15 protein-coding genes are annotated in these 20722 nt (G+C 64.9%); 4 read left to right on the top strand and 11 right to left on the bottom strand.

Features of this window, described 5'->3' with window-relative positions; all coding sequences use genetic code 11:
- Window positions 1-385: 385 nt before the first annotated feature.
- The 10 genes from BLW00_RS04270 to BLW00_RS04315 form a co-directional block, all read right to left on the bottom strand.
- Entirely contained in the window at window positions 386-967 is a 582-nt protein-coding gene (locus tag BLW00_RS04270) for a GMC oxidoreductase (protein WP_407650957.1), read from the bottom strand.
- Entirely contained in the window at window positions 883-2940 is a 2058-nt protein-coding gene (locus BLW00_RS04275) for a GMC family oxidoreductase N-terminal domain-containing protein (RefSeq protein WP_092549634.1), read from the bottom strand. Before BLW00_RS04275 ends, BLW00_RS04270 begins: the two co-directional genes overlap by 85 nt.
- A complete protein-coding gene (locus BLW00_RS04280; protein ID WP_092549638.1) occupies window positions 2937-3692 on the bottom strand; it encodes a VOC family protein in 756 nt (251 codons plus the stop codon). The genes BLW00_RS04275 and BLW00_RS04280 overlap by 4 nt, the downstream gene beginning before the upstream one ends.
- A 27-nt stretch (window positions 3693-3719) precedes the next feature.
- A complete protein-coding gene (locus BLW00_RS04285; RefSeq protein WP_092549641.1) occupies window positions 3720-4979 on the bottom strand; it encodes a glycoside hydrolase family 1 protein in 1260 nt (419 codons plus the stop codon).
- Entirely contained in the window at window positions 4976-7414 is a 2439-nt protein-coding gene (locus BLW00_RS04290; protein WP_322788328.1) for a beta-glucosidase, read from the bottom strand. The genes BLW00_RS04285 and BLW00_RS04290 overlap by 4 nt, the downstream gene beginning before the upstream one ends.
- Window positions 7411-10035 carry a family 78 glycoside hydrolase catalytic domain gene (locus tag BLW00_RS04295; protein ID WP_217634281.1) on the bottom strand — a complete coding sequence of 875 codons (2625 nt, stop codon included), beginning with the start codon at window positions 10033-10035 and terminating at the stop codon, window positions 7411-7413. Before BLW00_RS04295 ends, BLW00_RS04290 begins: the two co-directional genes overlap by 4 nt.
- 2 nt (window positions 10036-10037) lie before the next feature.
- Window positions 10038-11006, bottom strand: a complete 969-nt coding sequence (locus tag BLW00_RS04300) for an aldo/keto reductase (RefSeq protein WP_217634282.1) — start codon at window positions 11004-11006, stop codon at window positions 10038-10040.
- 98 nt (window positions 11007-11104) lie between these two features.
- Entirely contained in the window at window positions 11105-12367 is a 1263-nt protein-coding gene (locus BLW00_RS04305; protein WP_092549650.1) for an ABC transporter substrate-binding protein, read from the bottom strand.
- 63 nt (window positions 12368-12430) lie between these two features.
- On the bottom strand, window positions 12431-13255 hold the full coding sequence (locus BLW00_RS04310; protein ID WP_092549652.1) for a carbohydrate ABC transporter permease: 825 nt from the start codon (window positions 13253-13255) through the stop codon (window positions 12431-12433).
- A 2-nt stretch (window positions 13256-13257) separates the two neighbouring features.
- Complete coding sequence (locus tag BLW00_RS04315; RefSeq protein ID WP_092549655.1) at window positions 13258-14190, bottom strand: carbohydrate ABC transporter permease; 933 nt, start codon at window positions 14188-14190, stop codon at window positions 13258-13260.
- Window positions 14191-14380: 190 nt separating this feature from the next.
- Between BLW00_RS04315 and BLW00_RS04320 the strand changes: the two genes are divergently transcribed.
- A complete protein-coding gene (locus BLW00_RS04320) occupies window positions 14381-15391 on the top strand; it encodes a LacI family DNA-binding transcriptional regulator (RefSeq protein WP_092549658.1) in 1011 nt (336 codons plus the stop codon).
- On the opposite strand, the gene BLW00_RS04325 is transcribed toward BLW00_RS04320, so the two are convergent.
- A complete protein-coding gene (locus tag BLW00_RS04325) occupies window positions 15375-16751 on the bottom strand; it encodes a GH1 family beta-glucosidase (RefSeq protein WP_092549661.1) in 1377 nt (458 codons plus the stop codon). The genes BLW00_RS04320 and BLW00_RS04325 overlap by 17 nt on opposite strands.
- A 664-nt stretch (window positions 16752-17415) precedes the next feature.
- On the opposite strand from BLW00_RS04325, the gene BLW00_RS04330 reads away from it, so the two are divergent.
- The 3 genes from BLW00_RS04330 to BLW00_RS04340 are packed head-to-tail and all read left to right on the top strand — an operon-like array spanning window position 17416 to window position 20361.
- Window positions 17416-18435, top strand: a complete 1020-nt coding sequence (locus tag BLW00_RS04330; protein ID WP_092549664.1) for a sugar phosphate isomerase/epimerase family protein — start codon at window positions 17416-17418, stop codon at window positions 18433-18435.
- Window positions 18413-19501, top strand: a complete 1089-nt coding sequence (locus BLW00_RS04335; RefSeq protein WP_281242378.1) for a Gfo/Idh/MocA family protein — start codon at window positions 18413-18415, stop codon at window positions 19499-19501. Before BLW00_RS04330 ends, BLW00_RS04335 begins: the two co-directional genes overlap by 23 nt.
- 5 nt (window positions 19502-19506) lie before the next feature.
- The gene (locus tag BLW00_RS04340; RefSeq protein ID WP_092549670.1) at window positions 19507-20361 is read left to right on the top strand and encodes a sugar phosphate isomerase/epimerase family protein; all 855 of its coding nucleotides are present in this window, start codon (window positions 19507-19509) and stop codon (window positions 20359-20361) included.
- Window positions 20362-20722 lie beyond the last annotated feature (361 nt).

Below are 20722 nucleotides of genomic sequence, written 5' to 3' on the forward strand. Positions count from 1 at the left end.
GTAGGCGTCCTTGGGAGCCTCCGCATGCCGCAATCGCGGCCCGATCGGGTGCCGGCTGACAAGGGCCACCCCTCGAGAGCGAACCGGGCATGGCTGTGCGAGCGCGGCATCGCTGCCACGATTCCCGAGCGCGACGGCCAGATCGCTCACCGCCGCAAGCCACCCGGCCAACCCATCGAGTTCTGCGACACCCAGCGAGCCCGCTACCGCAGGTGGAACATCATCGAACGATCCTCCATCGATACTGTTGCGCGCTTGGAGCAGGGCGCGGGACGTTTCGAACGCGAGCACGGTGAGGAGATGACCCGGCCGCGCCGACCGCGTGTCTGAGTACTGATCGGGCTGCGCAAAAAGGCGGGAACGTTCATCGCCCGCTGCGGTCAGATCAGATCTGGGGAGGACGTCCTGTCTCTGGCGCTACGGCGATCGAAGCCTGCCGGCTGACACGTTCCAGTATCAACGGAACGGAGCGGAGTGCGAGGGCGACCGCTGTGAGGGTCGAGTTGCAGGAGAGGGCCGTGGGAATGACGCCGTTACCCGCTACGAACAGGCTATCGTAGCCCCACACGCGCGATTCCGGATCGCACACGGAGGTGCCGTCGTCGACCGCGCCGGCACGAACGGTGCCGGTGTAGTGCAGCGAACTGCCCGCAGGGAGCACGGCCGACTGCCCGGGATCGAACTCGCCGAGCGCCCGGCCTGCCCGCGCCTGGCTGCGCCGGGCCTCGGCCACCAGCGCGAGATCCGCCGCCGAGTACTCGAACGCGATCGTCATGGCGGGCAGTCCGAAGAGCGGCGTAACCCCCGCGCACCGCGCCCTCCCAGACCTTCGAAGCGGAGCTCGAAGCGGCGATGCTGTTCGCCCGTCGGGGGAACCATGGACTAGTGAATCGTCGATGCGACGCGCATCGCGTTGGCCATGACGGTCAAACCAGGGTTGAAGCCGCCGTTGGTCGGGTGGAGGGATGCGTCGGCCACGAAGACGTTTCGCGTTCCGTAGAGAAGGCCTTCGGCTGAGGTGGCGCCCAAAGCGGGGTCATCGGCCATGCGCGCCGTTCCCGCGGAATGCTCCGCCCCCTGGGGAGCCGTATACAAGACATTGCGGATGATGTCCCGCCCGCTTGAGGCCTCCAGCCATTCCACGCAGCGATCGACCATGAAGTCCACGGCTTCTCGCGTGGCGGGGTGGGCGTCGCCGCGCAATCGGGCGACAGGCATACCGTTCCGGTCGACGACTTTCGGGTCGATGCTCACTCTGGATGAGGAGTCCGGGATCTCCTGAACCATCGACATCGTCCCCAACGGTGCTCCGATCTCCCGCATCCACCTCTTGTGTTCAAGTCCCCATCGGTGACCCGCGGTCCGGCCCAGAACCGCCTGGGTGTAGGGGTACATCGCTGGAGCATCGACGATGACTCCACCACCCCACGCCTTCCTGTCGCGGTGTACCCAGTCGACGCTGGCCACGGAATGCCCCGGGCCGCGACGGGGTTCGAAGCGCGGCCCAGTCAACGCCGTTGCAGTCGCGATTCCGTGCGTGTGATGGTTCCGTCCGACCCACTCGTTGCCGAGGCCTGAAGCCAGCAGCAGGCGCGCCGTTTCCACCGCGCCGGCGGTGACGACGATTTGGCGCCCTCGGATGACGCGTTCCTGCGTTTCTTCTGCGGTTGTCACCACCACTCGTACGCCTGTCGCAACGCCGCAGCCGTTGTGGAGGACAGCGGTCGCCTGAGCGGACATCAGCAGGTCGCATCGCCCCGTTGCGAGGGCACGCGGGATGAAGGTGTTCTGCGTTCCGTTCTTGGCGTTGACCGGGCAGGCGTGGCCGACGCACTGACCGCACGCGGCGCACGCCGGACGGCCGGCTCGCGGGATGCTGTTGATCGCGAACGGAACGGGTGATGACTTCCACCCGAGTGTAGACGCCGAGGCCGAGAGGATGGTCCGGACCTCGTCGCCGGGGAGAGCGGGCATCGGATATGGCCGGGATCGCGGTGTGCGTCGCGCCATGTCGCTCGCTGCGTCTCCCGATACGCCGAGTTCCCACTCGACGCGGTCGTAGAACGGAGCGAGGTCCCGGTAGCTCACTGGCCAGTCAGCCAGGGTGCTGCCCTCGGGCTTGCCGTAGGTGCTCGCCATCGCGAAGTCCTCTTCGTAGAAGCGCCACGACATGCCCTGCCACAGCCGCGTGCCCCCGCCTAGCGTCATGGCGTTCAGGCCATATTCGCCGCCGTCGCCCTCGCCCGGAAGCGTCATCACCGATCCGTCGGACAATTCGAGTAGGCGCGGGTTCCCCGCCCCCGGACCTGCTGTCGTGTCGTACGCTTGCATCCGCTTGCCCTGCAGGTGGTTGCTGCGGAGCTCGGATGCCCGCATCGGGCGAGCACGCTCGATGAGAAGCACGTGAGCACCCTTGTCCGCGAGCTCGGCCGCCACCACGCCACCGCCCGCACCGGCACCCACGATGATCACGTCGTAGTCGGCGGCGATGCGGTTCAACGGTGTGCCCTCATCGTACTTCTCACCGCTCACAGCTGTCGGGCCGGGATTGAAACCCAGCATCTCCCAGCCCGCGGGCGCGCTGGTACCGGCGTAGAACCCTTGGAAGGCCAAGGTCGCGATGGCCTCGACGGCTTCTGTCGTCTCGGGCTGCCCAGACACCTGATCGAGAATCTCTCTCTTCTCTTCGTCGGACACCGCCGCAAAGCCAGCACTGTGCGTCGAGATCGCCGCGAGATCGAGAGCTTCACAAGCCTTCGTCAGTAGCGGTCGTAGTCGGCTCAGAAATCCGTTGCCGTGTTCGGCGATCAACCGCTGCACACCGCCGTCCCACCCGCCCGGCCACTCGTCTGCCGGAATCATGGTGTCGACAGCCGCCCGAAGGATCTCGATGATCTCGCCGAGTTCACGGGATCCCTGATTGTCGTCCGCTCCATTCACGAGGCTGCCACCACTGCGAGGTGATCCGGATCGGTGAACAGGGAGCGCCCGTCAGACAGATCGCCCACGAAGACGAGTCCCTCGGGGGCGCTGTCCAGAATGACGCCGGCGAATCCATAGGAATCGGTCACCGGCGCGTTTTCAACGGAGGGGCGGGGAATCTTGAACAGTTCGATCACCGTGGCGCCGGACCGCAGGAATTCGAGATGCATCGAAGGCCACTGCAGACGCCCTATGTTGGCGAAGCCGACCGTTGTGTACCGCTCGAGCGCGGCGTCGAGGTCTTCGACGGTGTGACCGACGTGATCGAATCGTGGGCGATCGGGAGTCGGCAGCAACCGCTCATCGGCGACGCCCTCCTCGTCGACCACGACGTGATAGTGGAGATGGTTTTCGACCAGCTCGATCACTGTTCCGTCGGGGTCGAAGAAGAAGGCGTTGCGCACTCCGACGTCGGGAATGTCGAAGGGGCGCGAGCGGAAGGGCACACCATCGGCGTCGAGAGATTCGACGACGGCGTCCATGTCACCGACTTTCAGACCGACATGGCGGAACCCACGAGTTGCATCGTCATCTTTCCAGATGCTCGGGCGCCCTTGCGGAAGGTGGCGCAGTTCCAGATTGGCGGTGACGAGGTCGAGCACAGCGCCCGAGTCGTTCCGCTCGATGACCTCGGCCCGAAGGTGATGCTGATAGAAGTCGATGGCTCGTTGCACGTCGGCCACGTGCACGACAACGGCGGTGATGGGCATTTCTGGCCTTTCGATGTGCGTTGGCGATTAGTAGGCGGACTTGTACTCGGCTCGGAGCCCTGTTGATGCCACCGCAGGGCGGAGAGCCGCGACGCGTCCGGTGTCGGCCACGGCGGCGAGCCCGAAGGCGCTCGGTTTGGGCATCCGGGTGAAACCGTTCGCGCGATCGACGCCGATCAGCCCGAATTTCGGGCCGTACCCTTCGGACCACTCGAAGTTGTCGAAGGCGGACCAATGGATGTACCCACGCACGTCGACTCCTTCGGTTCGCGCCTGGCCGACGGCGAGCAAGTGGCTCTCGAGATAGTCGACGCGCTCCGCGTCGTTCTCGGTGGCGATGCCGTTCTCGGTTACATAAAGGGGCAGTCCGGCTTCTGCTGCGCGGTGCAACATTTGTCGGAGTCCGTCGGGGTGCACGGCCCAGCCCATTTGAGTGACCTGCGTGCCAACCGGAGGTGCCGCGAACAGTGTGGGCGATGCCGGATCCACCCAGTTCTTGCGGTAGTACTGCACGCCGAGCCAATCGCCGCCGTCGTCGGATTCGGCGACTCCTTCTATATAGAGGTCGACGATCTCGTGTTGCAGGTGATCGTGGAATGCACGAGTGACGGCGTCATCTCGAACTGGGGCGAGCAGAGGAAGCTGGACGACGAGACCCGGTTGCGCGTCGCTCGTTCGCCGCGTGGCCGCGACCGCGCGCGTGTGAGCGGCGAGAAGTGTGCGCCCGACTCGTTTCCACAGCACGGCGTTGGTCACACCGGGAGGGTGATATCCCTCGAGGTAGCCGTGGAGCGCGACCATCTGCGGCTCGTTGATCGTGCAGACGAAGTCGATGAGATCGCCGAGTACCTCCAACGCACGGAGACAGTACCGCTCGAAGACTGCGACGGCGTCGGGAGCCACCCATCCGCCACGATCCGCGAACCATTTCGGGACAGTGAAGTGATGCAGCGTGACGAACGAGACGAGGCCCTGCTCTTTCAGGGCGGTGAGCACTCGCCGGTAGTGCTGCAGGGCTGCGTCACTGAATTCGCCCGGGGCGGGTTCGATTCTCGCCCATTCGATCGAGAGCCGGTGGGCGTTGTGCCCGAGCGAGGCAAGCAGCGCGAAGTCGTCGGCATACCGGTGGAAGTGGTCGATACCGTCGCCGGACGATTCCCGGGCGGCAGTCTTCGGGTCGTGTTCGAAGTGCCACCAGTCGCTGTTAGTGTTTCCGCCTTCCACTTGGTGGGCTGCCGTGGCCGCACCCCAGAGAAAGTCCTCGGGGAAGTCTCGATCCGTTGTCATGCCAGCTCGATTCCGGTCGACAGGGGTAGGGAATCGGAGGCGAATCCGATTTTGAGGGTGAACGTGCCTGGTTCGACCTGCCAACCCTGGTCGGTCCAGTGCTCGAAGGCGCGAGCCGGAACAGCCACGTCTACCCAGTGGGCTGCACCGGCTTCGCTGTCGACGACAGTGAAGCCGGCAAGCCAGAGGGCCGGGCGATCGATTTTCGACAGGAAGCGTTGCACGTAGACCTGCACGACTTGACGGCCGGCTCGATGGCCCGTGTTCCTGATACGCACGCGGGCGACGATCTCCTGATGACGGTTGGCTTGCCTCGGCACGTCGAGTGCGACGAACGCCCAGGAGCTGTAGCTCAGGCCGTGGCCGAACGCCCATTGCGGTCGCTGGTTCTCGCGTTGCCAGGCGCGGTAGCCGATGTTGAGACCTTCGGAGTAGGCGAGCCTTCCCTCGACTGGCGTGGTGTTGAGAACCGGCACATCCGTGAGCGCGGCGGGCCACGTCGTCGGAAGCCTTCCACCGGGCTCCCGCGTTCCGGAAATGACGTCCGCGACCGCGTGCCCGAACTCCTGCCCACCGAACCAGCCCAAGAGCACAGCTCTCGCAGACTCCTGCCACGGCAGGATGACGGGGGCGCCGGAATTGACGACGACCACGGTGTTCGGGTTGGCTGCGAGCACGCGTCGGGCCAGCTCGTCCTGGCGGCCTGGCAGGGACAGGTCGACGCGGTCGAATCCTTCGGATTCCACGGCGCTGGTGGTGCCGACCACCAACACCACCACATCGGCGCGGCCTGCGGCTTCTGCAGCGTCGTCGATCAGCGTTTCCTCATCGGCCGCCTCCGGCGAGGTTCCGATGATCACGGACATGGCTGATTCCGTGCCTTCGACATCGATCCGTCGATCGATCTGGATGAAGAGAGGAATCTGTTGTCCGGCTTCGATATTGAGGTAGTGCTCCAGCGCTGGCGGGGCGAGAAGCGCGACCGCGATGTCCGCTCCCTCGGCGGAGAGCCCTCCTGCCCACGTCTCTTCTCCGGCGCGGACTCGAACCTGTCCCATGGTGGCGACATCCAACCGCACGGCGCGGCTATCGGTCGGGGTCCAGATGGTCTCGATTTCGACACGTGCGGCCTGTTGGATCGGCGCGTGGGAGCCGAGCCAGATCAGGCGCGTCGAGAAGCGGTCCTCGACGTGGAGGGTGTCCCCCATGGCGTTTCGCAAGGTGACCCTCACGCCAGGAGCACCGGTGTTCGGGTTGATCAATTCGGTCACAGGAAGCTCGGTGAGGGAGTCGTCGATGACCGCGCCGATCCGATACTCGATCTCGGCTTCGGGATAGGCGTCGCGAATGCCCTCGAGCGGGGTGATGTTTCGCTCAGGAATGACCGTGGCCGATCCACCGCCCGCGGTGCGGGGCACGGCGGCGCTCTGCCCGATCACCGCGACTCGAAGCCCCGGCCTTGGTGCGATCGGCAAGAGGTCGTCGTTCTTCACCAGCACGAACGACCGCGCTGCCACCTCGCGCGCGAGGCCGACCCCGTCTTCCAATAGGGCGTCGGGCGAGGCCTCCCGCAGGGACGGGCTCAGGGCACCGACACGGGACGCGAGCCGAAGCAGCCGGGCGATCTTGCGATCGATCGCGCCTTCGTCGACCTCTCCAGAGCGGACGGCCGTGACGAGAGCGCCTCCCCACGCCCCGTGCGGGCCGGGCATGGCGAGGTCTTGCTCCGCGGCGGCCGCGGCTGTCGTGCGCACGGCGGTCCAGTCGCTGACAACGAGGCCCTCGAAACCCCATTCCTCGCGCAAGGGCGCGCGGAGCAGATCGTTCTCGCTTGCCGTCACGCCGTTCACGGAGTTGTAGGCGCTCATGAGCGCCCACGCGTCGCCCTCGACGACCGCGGCCTCGAAGGGGCGGAGGTAGAGTTCGCGCAGCGTTCGTTCGTCGACGACCGAATCGGCGGTGAAGCGCTCCGTCTCGGCCTCGTTGGCCACGTAGTGCTTCGGCGTGGCTCCGATGCCGTGACTCTGGATGCCTCGAACGTAGGCTGCGGCGAGCTGGGCCGTGAGCTCAGGGTCTTCGCTGAACGACTCGAAGTGGCGGCCGCCGAGGGGCGAGCGGTGCAGGTTGATGGTCGGGCCGAGCACGACGTCGACGTTCTTGCGGATGGCTTCGACCGCAAGAGCTGCGCCATAGCGCTCGGCGAGCTCCCGGTCCCAGGTGGCCCCGAGGGCGGTTCCCGACGGAAGGCTCAAAGACGGCTCGCGCTCATCCCACGAGATGCCCCGCACTCCTGCAGGTCCATCGGAGAAGACGATGCTTCGGAGTCCCAGAGCCTCGTCGGGCCAGGTCGACCAGAAGTCTCGACCCGTCAGGAGCCGCACCTTCTGCTCCAGCGTCATGATTGCGACCAGCTCGTCGATGTCCTTCTCACTCACGCGCTGATCCGAACGATGTGGTCACCCTCGGACAGCTCCCGCTCTCCACCGGGCACGACGATCCGAGCCGATGCTCCGGCCGGAACGGTGACCTCGAAACGCCAGCCACCTGGGCCGCGCTCCCACGCCGCTCGCGCCTCGCCGAGCGGCGTCCGGTGGCGGATGGATGCGCGGGAGACGCGCGCGTCGTCGACCGGCGCGATCTCGAATCGCCGCCATCCGGGTTCGGTCAGGCGCAGACCGCCCACTCGCTGCTGGATCCATGCGGATACCGAGCCGAGGAAGTAGTGGTTGCGGGAGCGCGCATCCGGGTCCCAGGATTCCAGGAGCGTCGATTCCCCGTTCTCGAACCAGGCGCCCCACCCGGGCCTGGTTCGCCGGGTCAAGATCGTCAGAGCCAAGTCATCGCGCCCGGCCGCGCTGAGCACCGGTAGGAGGTGTCGCACGCCCACGGCGCCGCAATCGAGGTGACCATCGGTTCGTTCTTCGATGTCGGCGATCAACCCGGCGCGCACAGACGTGACGTGCCTATCGGGCACGATGCCGAAAGCCAGCGGCAGGATGTTCAGGGCCTGACGATATCCGACGCCCGGCACACGGTACGTGCCGGACTCGAGGTCGAAAAAGGCATTGTGATAGTTCGCAGCCGCGCCGGCGGCGGCATCGTCGTAGTGCTCAGAGGCCGGATCTCCCAGTTCGCGCATGACCGAGGCGGTGTACTGCAACACGGTGACGGCCATGATCGTACCGATGGAAGGCATTCCTTCTGGTCCGAGGGTGTGGCCGGGAGACAACCAGTCGCCCCAGGTCCGCCCACTCCACAGTGCACCATCGAGTGCACGGATGGTCTGGTCGGCGTAACGCCGGATGGTGTCGGCCGAGCGCTCGAGGATCGCTCGGTCTCCGTACTCGCGGTAGAGGTACCAGGGGATGAGCACGGCGGAAGCTGACCATGCCGGGTCGGATGCCCGGCCCCATCCGGGGGTCGGGATGATCTGCGGCATCGATCCGTCAGCGGACTGGGCGTCGGTATGGTCGTCCATCCACTTGCCGAAGGCGTCGCGCAGATCGAAGTGATGAAGGAGCCCCTCCGTCGCGAGATGCGCGTCGGCCGTCCACCCGTTCTTCTCATAGATGGGGGTGTCGGTGGGGATGCCGTGGAGGTTGTTGCGGAACGTGCGCGCTGTCGCGGTGTCGATCCATTCCACGACCGGTTCGCTGGCGCGAAGCTCGCCGACACGTTCGACGTCGGCGTACAACAGGATGGCGCGGACATCTTCGACCGTGACGTCGCCGGAGACCTCGACCTGCATCCAGCGGAACCCGCGGTAGCCGAATTGGGGCTCCCAAAGGTAGTCGGTCACCGACTTCTCGAGTCGCAGGGTGTCCAGTTGCGCCTCGCCCGCGACCAGATTGTTGTCGCAGATCACAGCGCCGTCGTCGGTTCTTTGCTCACCGGATCGCACCTGAATGACGGCGCCCGGGGCCCCAGAGACCCGGCACCGTATCCGGCCGACCATGACTTCACCGAAGTCATACACGGTCCGTTGCGGATCGAGTCGTTCGACCAGAGCGGCGGGCCTGGGGGCGAGGGCTTTGACGGGTGGCGCAGAGTTCAGGCGCAGCTCTCCCGCTGGTCCGGTCACGACCACGACCTGCGTCCACTCGGCTTCGGTGGAGCGCACGACCCAGTCTTCACCCCGGAACAGACGCTCGGCCTCCACCGCACCGGGGGCGCACTCCCACTGGTCATCGGTGACGATCGACGCCGACGATCCGTCGGCGCCGACGATCTCCAAGCGCGCGAGGGCGGTCGGCTCCCGGTGCCAGGGGGCGAGGTGCCAGCCCCAGGTGTCGCCTCCGCGTGCGGCATAGCGTTCCCGGCCGGCCTCGACCACGATCTCGTTCTCACCCTCTCGGAGGAGGTGCGCGACGTCCCAGGTGCGGTACAGCACGGTTCGGTCGTAATCCGTCACGGCCGGTTCGAGGGCTTCGTCTCCCACGCGGTGGCCGTTGATGGTGACGACACCGGTGCCCAGAACGACTGCCGCGAGGGTCGCGGATGCGGGGGCTGTGTCCACGCGGAATGAGCGACGAAACACCGGGTTCGGCGCCGGGATGGTGTCGATCCCCAGCATCCGTGCACCGTCGACGGCTTGGCCATCGGCGAAGGCAGTTCCGGTCAATGGCACGGGTGACACCCCGTCGTCGATCGGGGCATCCGGCATGTCTGCGGTCGCCCATCCGATCGTGCCCCTCTCGACACGGAGCACCGCGAGATAGTCACCAGAAGGTGCCGTCGGTGCCACGTCCAAGAACGGCCCGAAGTAGTCCCAGACCAGCTGCGGGCCTTCGAAGTCCCGGCGGGCGATGGCGTCGCCCGCCGGAGTCTCCAGAGCGATCGAGAACTTTACGTCGGTGGTGTAGGGATTCTGGATGTCCTGAAGCTCGACCAGGGTGAGGTTCACCGCGGCGACAGGTCCGTCTGCGTGGAAGGACTGGGCAAGGGTGTGCCCGGGTTCTGCCCAGTCCGTTCGGGTTCGGGTGATCTGGCGCACGATCCTCGCGGAACGAGGGACGGGCCGGGAAATCCAGTGGGCTCCGCCGAAGGGGTCGGTCATCATTAGTCCTGAATCCAGAAATCGCTGCCGGGCGTCAAAGCGTCGAGCTCCTCGATCAGCTCAGCAGGGATGTCCAGAGTTGCCAGACGGATGGTCTCGTCGACCCGCTCGGGTCGCGATGCGCCGACGAGCACGGAGTCGATTCCTGGAAGGCTCGCCGCGAATTGCAGGGCGGCGGCGGCGATGGGCACGCCGTAGCGGTCGCAGGCGGCGGCCATGAGAGATGCCGCACGAACCTGTTGCTCGGTGCCCATGCCATAGGCGTACTTGTCTCCCGAACGTGGAGTTCGGGCCAGGATGCCGCCCCCGAAGGCTGCAGCGTTGATCACTCCGAGGCCGCGTTCGGAAGCGAGTTCGATGAGCCGCTGCGCCGAACGGTCGACGAGAGTGAAACGATTGTGGGTGAGGAGCACATCGAACGCGCCCGTCTCGACGTACTTCCTCATTTCGGAGACCTGACCGCCGGCGACGCCGATCGCATCGACGGCACCCTCCGACTTGAGCTGCAGGAGCGCCTCGATCGCTCCGTTCGGTGCGCTGGCTTCTTCGACGGAGATGAACCCTTCGGGGTCGTGAAGGTGAAGGAGCGGCACCCGATCGACACCCAGTCGACTGAGACTCTCCTCGAACGAGCGGCGTACTCGATCTCCGTCAAATCTCCCGGTATCGGGGTCGGCATCGACTTTCGTGGCGAGCACGAATCCGTCGGGAAGGCCTCCGTAGCTGGCGATGGCCTGCCCGATGCGGCGTTCGCTCTCACCGGCCGAGTACGCATTGGAGGTGTCGAGAAAGCCGAGCGGCCCTGAGAGGACCCGAGTGACCGTTGCCACACCCTGATCCTCGGCGGTGCCATGTCCGTAGAGCGAGGCAGAGCTTCCCAGGGGGCTGCCGCCGATACCGATGCCGGGCACCAGTATTCCGGTTCGTCCGAGCGGTCGTGGAGCCAGTAAGTCGCCGATGGGATCATTCATGTCGGTGCGCCTCTCAAGTCAGGGCAATTCGTGGTCGGTTCTCGATGACAGGACAAACAAGGGCCCGCTGCCGATGAAGGCAACGGGCCCCGGATGGATCAGCCCTTCGAGTTGTAGGCCTGGTCCATCTGCGCGAGCGCGTCGTCGACGGAGATGTCACCCGACAGGAGCTGCTGGAGAGCAGAGGCGTGAACAGCCGAAACACGGTTGTTCGGCCATCCCTGGTCGGGATACGGCGAGAACTTGTTGTCCGCGAGGTAAGGAATCATGTCGGCCAACACGGGGTCGGCTTCGAAACCTTCCGGGATGAAGACCGGCAGGCCGGCCGCCGTCTTGGCGTAGAGCGCCTGAGCTTCAGGCGTCGCGAGGTATTCAGCGAACTTCATCGCCGAGTCCTTGTTCTTCGCCTTGGCGTTCACCCCGTAGCCGGCCGCGAACGCTGCAGCAATGCGCGTATCGTCGGGGTTGTCCGTTGCGGGCAGGGGACGGATCGCGAAGGTGGTGCCGTCGGGAGCGGCATCCTGGATCTGCTGGAGGAAGGCGTTCACGCCCACCAGCGCGAGTGATTCACCCCGGCCCACCATCCCGGCCGAGTCCACGAACGATGTTCCCTGGAAGTTGGGCTGGAAGCATCCGGCATCGGTCATCTGCTTGTACTCGTCGAATGCTTCCTTCCACCCCGAGTCCGCGAACGTGGCTGAGCCATCGGCCTGCTGTGCTGCGAAGTCCGGGTCGGGTCCGTAGACGAGCGTCGGTGTGAGCGCGTACGGGATCATCTGCGGGATGAACTCGTCGAGGAACCCCTGAGCGAACGCCGTCTTACCTGCGGTCTTGGCATCTGCGCAGAACTGCAGCACCTCCGAGAAAGTGGTCGGTGCGGTGAGGCCCGCCTCCTGCATCGCCGTGTCGTTGTAGATGGCTCCGATGAGGCCCTGCGTCATCGGCACCAGGTACGACTTGTCGTCGTACGTCGCCGCATCGACGTAGGCCGGCGGGATCTTGGATTCGAAACCGAGGGAGGAGAGATCCTCGAGCAGTCCGGCCTCGGCGAGCGTCTTCTGGGCGCCAGGGCTGCCGCTTCCGGGGTAGACGAAGAACACATCCGGCCCCGTGCCTGCACCCAGCTGGGTGCGAAGCGTCGTCGCGTAGTTCGCCGACCCATCCTCGGAGATGTCGAGCTTGATGCCCGTCTCCTTGGTGAAGGCATCGCCGACGGCGACCAACGCGTCGTGATCGCCGGCGCCGAGACCCGCGACCTTCAGGGTCGACGAGTCACCGCCGCTCGGTGTGTTCGAACAGCCGGCAAGGCTGACCGCTGCGAGCGCGATGCCCGCGAGTACTGCTACACCCTTGTAGTGCATGAGTTGACCTTTCACTGTGTTTTGGTGGGGGGGGTGCCAGGTGGCTGGCGGGTCGTCAGCGGGTTAGCCTTTCAGCCCGCTGGCGAAGCCTTGGATGACGGTTCGCTGGAGAAGGAAGTAGAGCAGCAGAACCGGTGCAACCGAGATCAACAGGCCGGCGAAGACGATGTTCCACTCTGTCGAGTACTGACCGAAGAAGGAGTACAGCGCGACCGGAACGGTTTGCTGGCCGCTTCCGCTGAGGTAGAGGAGCGGGGTGAAGAAGTCGTTCCAGATGTTGATCAGATTCAGGATCGCCACGGTTCCCGTGATGGGGCGCAGCAGGGGGAACACCACGCGCCAGAATGTTCCCACGGGTCCGGCACCGTCGACAGATGCTGCTTCCTCGTATTCGATGGGGACTCGACGGAGGAACCCGGCATACAAGAAGATCGAGAACGGCATCTGGCTGCCGACATAGAACAGCACGAGCGACCACACGGTACCGAGGAGCCCGATGTCGCGCATGGTGAGGTAAAGGGGGATCAGCGCGAGCTGGAACGGCAGCAGCAGGCCCGCGAGGAACCCGTAGTAGGCGAACTTCGACAGTCTGCGCATGCTGCGAGCAAGCGGGTACGCCGCGAAAGCGGAGAACAAGATGATCAGCACCGTGCTCACCACCGCCACGATTCCGCTGTTGACGAGCGCGTTGCCGAGGTTTCCGTCCACCCACGCCCGGGCGAAGTTGTCGAAGGTGATCTGCGTCGGCAGCGCGAGCACGGAGGCCGGGTCATTCGAGGTGCGGAGCGCGACATTGACCAACAGGTAGAGGGGGATGACGAACAGGATCGCGACGACGATCATGACGACCTCGAGGATGCCGGTGCGCCAGGTGTATTTGTTATGCATCGTCAGTTTCCGTTCTGTCGGCGCAAGGCGAGGTACTGGATTCCCGAGATCACGGCCACCATGAGGGTGAGGATGACCGCGAGGGCCGCCCTGTAGCCGAACTCGCCGAATCGGAAAGCCGCCTGGTAGAGCTGAGTGCTGATGGTCATCGTCGAATTGCCCGGGCCACCGTTCGTCAACGCCCAGACCTGGTCGAAGATCCTGAGCCCGCCGATGATCGACAGCATCAAGTTGATCGTGAGAGCGGGGGCGAGCTCCGGGCGGATGATGCTCCAGAAGCGGCGAACTGGGCCAGCCCCGTCGAGGTAGGAGGCTTCGATGATCTCCTCGGGCACGCCCTGTAGACCCGCAAGGAAGATGACCATCGAGTAGCCGCTGTACTGCCAGATCATCACCAGGCACACCGCCCAGATGGCGAGTTGGCTGTCACCCAGGTAGTCCGGCGGGTTTTGTACGCCGAGGGCTGACAGCACGTCGTTGAGCGGGCCGGTCGGGGCCAGGATGAAACGCCAGGTGTACGCGGTGGCCACCGGGATGATGACAACGGGTGCGAACAGGGCCACCCGCAGCGCGTACTTGCTCTTGATCCTGGAGTTGACGCCCAGCGCGAGCAGCAGACCGAATACATTCTGGACCACCGTGATCACCACGGCGATGAGGATGGTGCGCCAGGTCGCTGCGAACGACTCCGGGTCGGCAAAGATCAGAGCGAAGTTGTCGAAGCCGACAAAGTTCTTGACGGCTGACAGACCGTCCCAGTCGGTGAACGAGAGCGCCATGCCCTGCAGCGTCGGCCAGAGCACCACGAACAGGTAGACCGCCGCAGCCGGCAACACGAAGAGCCACATCGCACCGACGCCCTGGCGTCGGGACTTTCGCGCCTTGGCTCCGCGCTGCAGAGGGGCAGCGGGGAGGCGTTCTTGCATCTGGGACATGAGCCTCCTGTCGTCGTTGACCACTCGCTATCAGCCGGCGGTCAGATCCTGTTCGTCACAGTTTCTGGGCGATGCGGTGCCGGTTCAATTCGCGTCGTGAACGTTCACGACCAGGCCGACTGTACGGAGTTCCCAACACGCTGTCAAGCTCGTTCGTGTCACGATTCGGTGCGGGCGTTACGATTCGGTCATGGCTGATCCTGAATTCGTCGCCCCTCGGCGAGCCGGCATCCTTGACGTCGCGGCTCGCGCGGGAGTGTCTCGGCAGACCGTCACGCGAGCGATGAACGACATGCCAGGCATCAACGCGGCCACCAAGCAGCGCGTGCTCGAGGCCGCGCGGGAACTTCACTATCGGCCGAGCCGTTTCGGCCGCGGATTGGTGACGAAGGTCGCGCCCACCCTCGGGCTGATCGTGGTCGATCTGACGAACAGTTTCTGGGCGGAACTAGCTTCGCGAGTGCTCGATGCGGCAACCCGACGCGGATGGACGGTCCTCATCGCCGAGTCGGCTCATGGTGGAGTCGCAGCGGCGAGCAGCCTCGTCGGTCAAGTGGATGCCGTCTTCGGGCACGTGGAACTCGACGACTCCCACATCGAAGAGGTCTTCGGGTCGATGCCGCTCGTTCTCTTCGACCGCTCGCCCGAAAGCCAGTCCCGGGCGACGATCATCCTGGACTTCGGCTCGGCGATCCAAGCCGCTATCGAGCACCTCCTTGTCCGCGGGCGCCAACACATCGCGATGCTCGACTGGTCGCTCAGCAGTCGCCGTTCGTGGCGTGCAGAGCAGTTCGCTGCCGAAATGACATCGCGGGGCCGGGACCCTCGAGTTCTGCTCACCCACACCGACGCCGACCCCGATCTCGATGCGGCGCGTGGTGCCGCGGAAGAGGCACTCCACCTCTGGCCGGACACCGACGCGATCGTGTGCTTCAACGATGTCGTTGCCATCGGCGTGATCAAGCAACTCACGGAAAGCGGGGTCGACGTCCCCGATCAGATCGCCGTCGTCGGCATGGACGGCTTGGCGCTCGGGCTCGTGGTGACCCCGGAATTGACAACGCTCCAGTTGGATTTTCAGGCAGTCGCTGATCTCGCGGTCGACCTGGTGATCCAGATCGCCGAGGGGCAGGCTCCGGTGCGAGGCCCCGAAGTACACCGGAGCGTCACACCGGAGCTGACGGTCAGACGTTCGACGTGACGCCCTCGCTGACCGCCCGCTTCGCTCGATGATCCGAGATCAAATCGCGATACCAGAGGGCCGACTTCTTCGGAAGGCGATCCAGGGTCACAGGGTCAAGTGCCGCGATCCCGAATTTCGCGCTGAACCCTGCTGACCATTCGTAGTTGTCCATCAAGCTCCACAGGTAGTACCCGCGCACGTCGTGGCCCGCACGGATCGCTTCAGAGATCCACTCGAGGAAGCCCCGCACGTAGCGGATGCGCTCGTCGTCTTCGAGCGGATTCTCCGCCGCGGAGGGACCGTCGATCATGCCGTTCTCGGTGATGTAGGTGGGCCCGGTCCAGCCGTAGTCGTCGCGCACCATCTCGAGCGCTTCGAAGACGGCTCGGGGGTAGTACTCGAGTCCGTTGTCGAGGAAGTTGCCGCCCGGTTGCGGGTCGCTCTGCGCCCACACGTCGGGATCGTTCGTCTTGGAGTTCACGACGACCCGCGAATAGACGTTCAGGCCGAGGTAGTCGATTGGCTCCTCAATGAGAGCCTGGTCCTCGGGACGGATGTCCGGAAGCGTCCCCTCAGCTTCCAGTCTGTGGCGGAGTCGATCGCTGTAGCCTCCGCCACGGAGGGCATCGAGGAAGAAGCGGAAGCCGTCATCTTCTCCCTGGTGAGCCAGCGCGATGTCTTCGGGAGACTGCGTGGCGGGCTCGCGCTTCCAGATATCCAGCACGATTCCGATCTCGCCGGGAGACCCGGCAGCGCGGAAGGCTTGCACGCCACGGCCGTGGGCGCGCATGGCGTTGTGCATCGCCTGGCGCCCTGCGATGGCATCGCGGTGTCCGGGCGCGAAGAAGCCGACGCCGTATCCGATCCACAAGGAGATGGGCTCATTCAGGGTCGCCCACCGGCGTACCCGGTCACCGTACCGGTCGAAGGCCAGGGCGGCGTATTCCGCGAACCAGTCAGCGACGTCGCGATTGGCCCAGCCGCCCTTGTCCTCGAGGGCCTGCGGCAGATCCCAGTGGTAGAGCGTCACATTGGGATCGATGCCGGCTTCGAGCAGCCCGTCTATGACGCGGTCGTAGTAGTCCAGGCCGGCCGGGTTCGGTCGACCGACACCCTCGGGGATCAGCCGCGACCAACTCAGCGACATCCGGTACGTGTCGAGGCCTAGGCTGCTCATCAAAGCGATGTCATCGCCGTAGCGATGGTAGGAATCACACGCCACGTCCCCGGGGATGTCGTCGCGGACCTTGCCCGGTGTGTGACCGAAGGTGTCCCAGATGGACGGACCCTTGCCGTCATCGTTCCAAGCGCCTTCGATCTGGAAGGCGCTTGTCGCGACTCCGAAACGGAAATGCGGGGGAAGGTCCAGGTCGGGCATCAAGAGTCCTCGTCTTCGTCGATGGAAGGTGTGCAGCCGGCGGGAGAATGTCACCGTGAACGTTCACGACTATAGCGCGCCCTCCACCATCGGTGGAGGACTTCCGGATAAACCGACCGGTCAGCCGCTTCTTACGCGAGGGTCGCGAGACGTGACGTTGCGCGCTTCGCGCCCGAAAGGGCCGCGTCGTCGACGACGATCCCCCACCCCGGACCATCACTCAGCGTTACCGCGCCGTCTCGCACGTCGAACGCGGGTTCGTAGAAGTCATCCGCCCAGGGGGCCTTCTCGATGCTCCATTCCCGGGGTTGAGGGCAGGCGGCATCGCGGCCGCGAGATGCACACTGAACCCTTGGGAGGGTGAGTACCTGGGCGGGGCCAGCGATCGTCTTGCCGAGATCGTCCGAGGCTCGGATTGCAAGGTCACGACCGGGTTTGCAGGGACGCTGCCCAACGGGACCATCAATCCCGGAGACATGACGAGCCTCAACCGCTACCTGCCGCCTGGCCTTACGGGGCGACATCGTGTTGCCTGGTGGCCAGCCCACCGTCGTAGAACGCGGCGATCATCATTTTCTCGAGACAATCGACTGCCCATAGTGAACGTTCACGACTACTGTGGGACCAGCCACGATGATCTATCCGAACTTTGTGAAGGAGACCGGTGAAAGTCGGCTTGGACGCTTACACCTTGCGCGAGTCGAAACTCGACGTCTGGGAACTAATCGATTGGATCGTGGCTCACCGCCTCGAAGGCATGCAGGTCAGCCACACCCTGCTCGAGGACCTGTCGACCGACCAGATCCAAGACCTCGCAGGCTGCAACCGCAACCTCGGTCTCTACCTGGAGCTAGCCGGCCCCTCGATCAATCCTTGCCGGGGAAGGCGCACAGTCGCAGACGTCGTGGCCGAATGGGTGGAATTGATTTCGCGCGCCGCTGCCCTGGGCGCGCCTCTGGCCAACACCTCCTTCGGCTTGTTGAGGGAGCGAACGATGCAGTCCCCTGCCCTGGAAGAGCAGATCGGGCTCACCACTGAGGTGCTCCGTCAGCTTGCGCCTGTGGGAGAGGCGCACAATGTCGCGATCACCGTCGAACTCCACGTCGACCTGACTTCTCGCGAACTCGTTCGCATGGTCGAGGCAGTCGATTCCCGCTTCATCGGGGTCAACCTCGACACTGCGAACGCATTGGGCCTGATGGAAGACCCGGTCGAGGCCGCCGAGCGACTAGCCCCCTTCGTTCGGACGGTGCACCTGAAAGACAGCTGCGTCTATCCGGCGCCGGGCGGCTACAACTGGCAAGGCGGGTCCGTGCTCGGGCGAGGGCTGGTCGACCTGCCCACCATCGTCGACATCCTGTACGCGGCGAATCCCGATGTCAACCTGAACATCGAAGACAGCGGCGGATACCTTCTCATCCCGGTTGATGATCCGCGGTTCTTCGACTCGCTGACTGAACTCACACCCCAGGGGGTCATGAACTTCAACCGGCTCTTACTCGCCGGGGAGCAGCTCGTGCGCACGGGTCTGCAGCCGACACCGGAGGAGAGCGATCGGATGCTTTGGGCAGACGTGATCGAAGGCCGAATGCACCTCAACGCGGAGTTCGCACGGAGGCTGCGGGATGACGTCGTCGCCCGCCACACACAGGACAAGAGGAATGGTTCTGAAGACGTTGCCTGACTCTAGAGGAGAGGCGTTGAGAGTCGGAGTCATCGGGTGCGGGCGCATCTCCCGCATGCACGTGCGCGGATACCTGGACGTCGAAGACGTCGCCGTCGTCGCAGCCGCCGAGCCCGTGGCTGAGATCCGAAACGACTTCGGCCAGGAGTTCGGCGTCGACAAACTGTACGACGACTACCACCAGATGCTGAGTTCCGAGCAATTGGACATCGTGAGCATCTGCACGTGGCCCCCGCTGCACCACGAGATGGTTCTGGCAGCTGCCCGATCAGGAGCGAAGGTCATCTTCTGCGAGAAGCCTCTCGCGATCGACCTCGACGAAGCCGACGACATGCTCGCCGCCTGCCAAGACGCCGGAGCTATCTTGGTGGTCAATCACTATCGCCGCTTCGCGGCGCCGTATCGCACCGCCGGCGAACTCGTGAGAGCCGGCGCGATCGGGAACATCGAACGCATCGAAGTCACGTCGCTCGGCGACCTGCTCACGGATGGCACCCACTCGATCGACCTGATCCGATTTCTGAACGACGACAACCCCGTGGTCAGGGTGTTCGCCCAAGTCGATCTCAGCGAGGTGGTGCAGCGATATGGGCACCTGACAGAGGCGGGCTCCCTGGCTGGAATCGACTTCGAGAACGGCGTCCGTGCGCTCATGGAACTCGGCTCGGCCACCCCGAGCAACGCATACCAGCGAATAGCGATCACCGGCTCCGCCGGAAGCATCGATGTCAGGGGCGACTCAGACCTCCGTCTCGTCGTCAAGCGCGACGGTCACGGGCCGCAGGACATTCCGGCTGGCCCCGCGGAGTCCGGCAGCCACGCGTTCGCGGCCGAAGTGCGAACCGCCCTCGATGCGCTGGGCGGAGGTCCGGAGCATCCGCTGTCCGGCGATTCTGCTCGCGCGAACTTGGAGGTCTTGATCGCCATCTATGAATCTGCTCGACAGCACGCGCCGGTTGTGCTGCCTGTTTCCACGCGAACCTTTCCGCTCGCTGAGATGGCGAGCGAGCGCGAGGCATTGCCTGACATCGAACTGCAGCGACGAGCGGCCCGGTTGGGTGCGTGAAGCCGATGGCTCCGTTCCTGATCGGACACACGGGCATCACCTGGGGAATCCCCGGCGACGTCGAAACCGCCTACCGAGACGTTGCTGAGCTCGGGTACCTCGGATTCGAGACATTCACGCAGACGATCCTGGAATGGAACGGGCGTCCCGGCGGATACCGTCGGCTGGTCGAGCAGAACAAGATTCCCACTAGTGCCGGCTATTGCTACAAGGAATGGACGGCGTCCCGGAAAGCGCTCGACGAGGCGAAGGCCGAAGCCGACGGCCTCGCGGCGTTGCCCGGCGCAACCGCCCTTGTCGTGCAAGCCGGATCACGGTCCTCAGACACGTCCGCTCCGGACGAGCTCGCGCAGCTGGCCGACATTCTCAACGAGCTGGGTGCCCACTGTGACGACATCGGCCTGCGGGTCGGATTGCATCCTCACACGGACACCGCCGTCGAGACGAGATCCGACATCGACACCATCCTCTCGTTGTCGGACCCTCGCCTGGTCGGCCTGGCACCCGACACCGGGCAGATCGCGAAAGCCGGGTGCGATGTCCTCGACCTTCTCCGAGTCCACGGCGACCGAATCGTCCATGTGCACCTCAAAGACTGGAACGGTGAAGGACGGACGACGGACGGCGCGGAAACGGATCACAGCGGCTATCTGAACTACGAGGCCATCGGTGACGGCGTGTTGCCGATCAATTCGATCCTCGATGTCCTCACGGACGAGGTCGGCTACGCGGGGTGGGTCAATGTGGAACTGGACCGAACCACGACCAGCCCTCGCCCTGCGCGGGAGGCAGCCGCTCGAAGCCGCCATCACCTCGAGACGCTCCTCGGTTCCTCACGCTTCAGACAGACTGCTTCTTAGCGCGCGGGTAGGCACGGCGCTGCACGGCCACAAAGCCCCGATCAGGAGCGGTGCGGCTACGGCCACTAGCGCAATGGTCCGCCCATGATCGCTGCCCGTCGCCGGAAGTTGATGACGCACAGTGAGATACGCACGCTGCACGGTCAGTGATCTCGACGCGACTTCTGAGGATCCGACTGCGTGCGTTTCAGGACCCGCTCCGCGATCAGGCCACGAGGTTCGCCAAGGTCAGCGACCAACACCTCAGCATCGAAGCGGCGATGCCCTTCACCGACGGGTCGCTGGAATCTTCGGGGTCGAAGGCCAGGTCATCTTCGACCCGATCGCGCACACCAGCCCCGACGCCTGCCGCGTTCAGTCA

Source organism: Herbiconiux ginsengi (assembly GCF_900107435.1).
Lineage (GTDB): Bacteria > Actinomycetota > Actinomycetes > Actinomycetales > Microbacteriaceae > Herbiconiux > Herbiconiux ginsengi.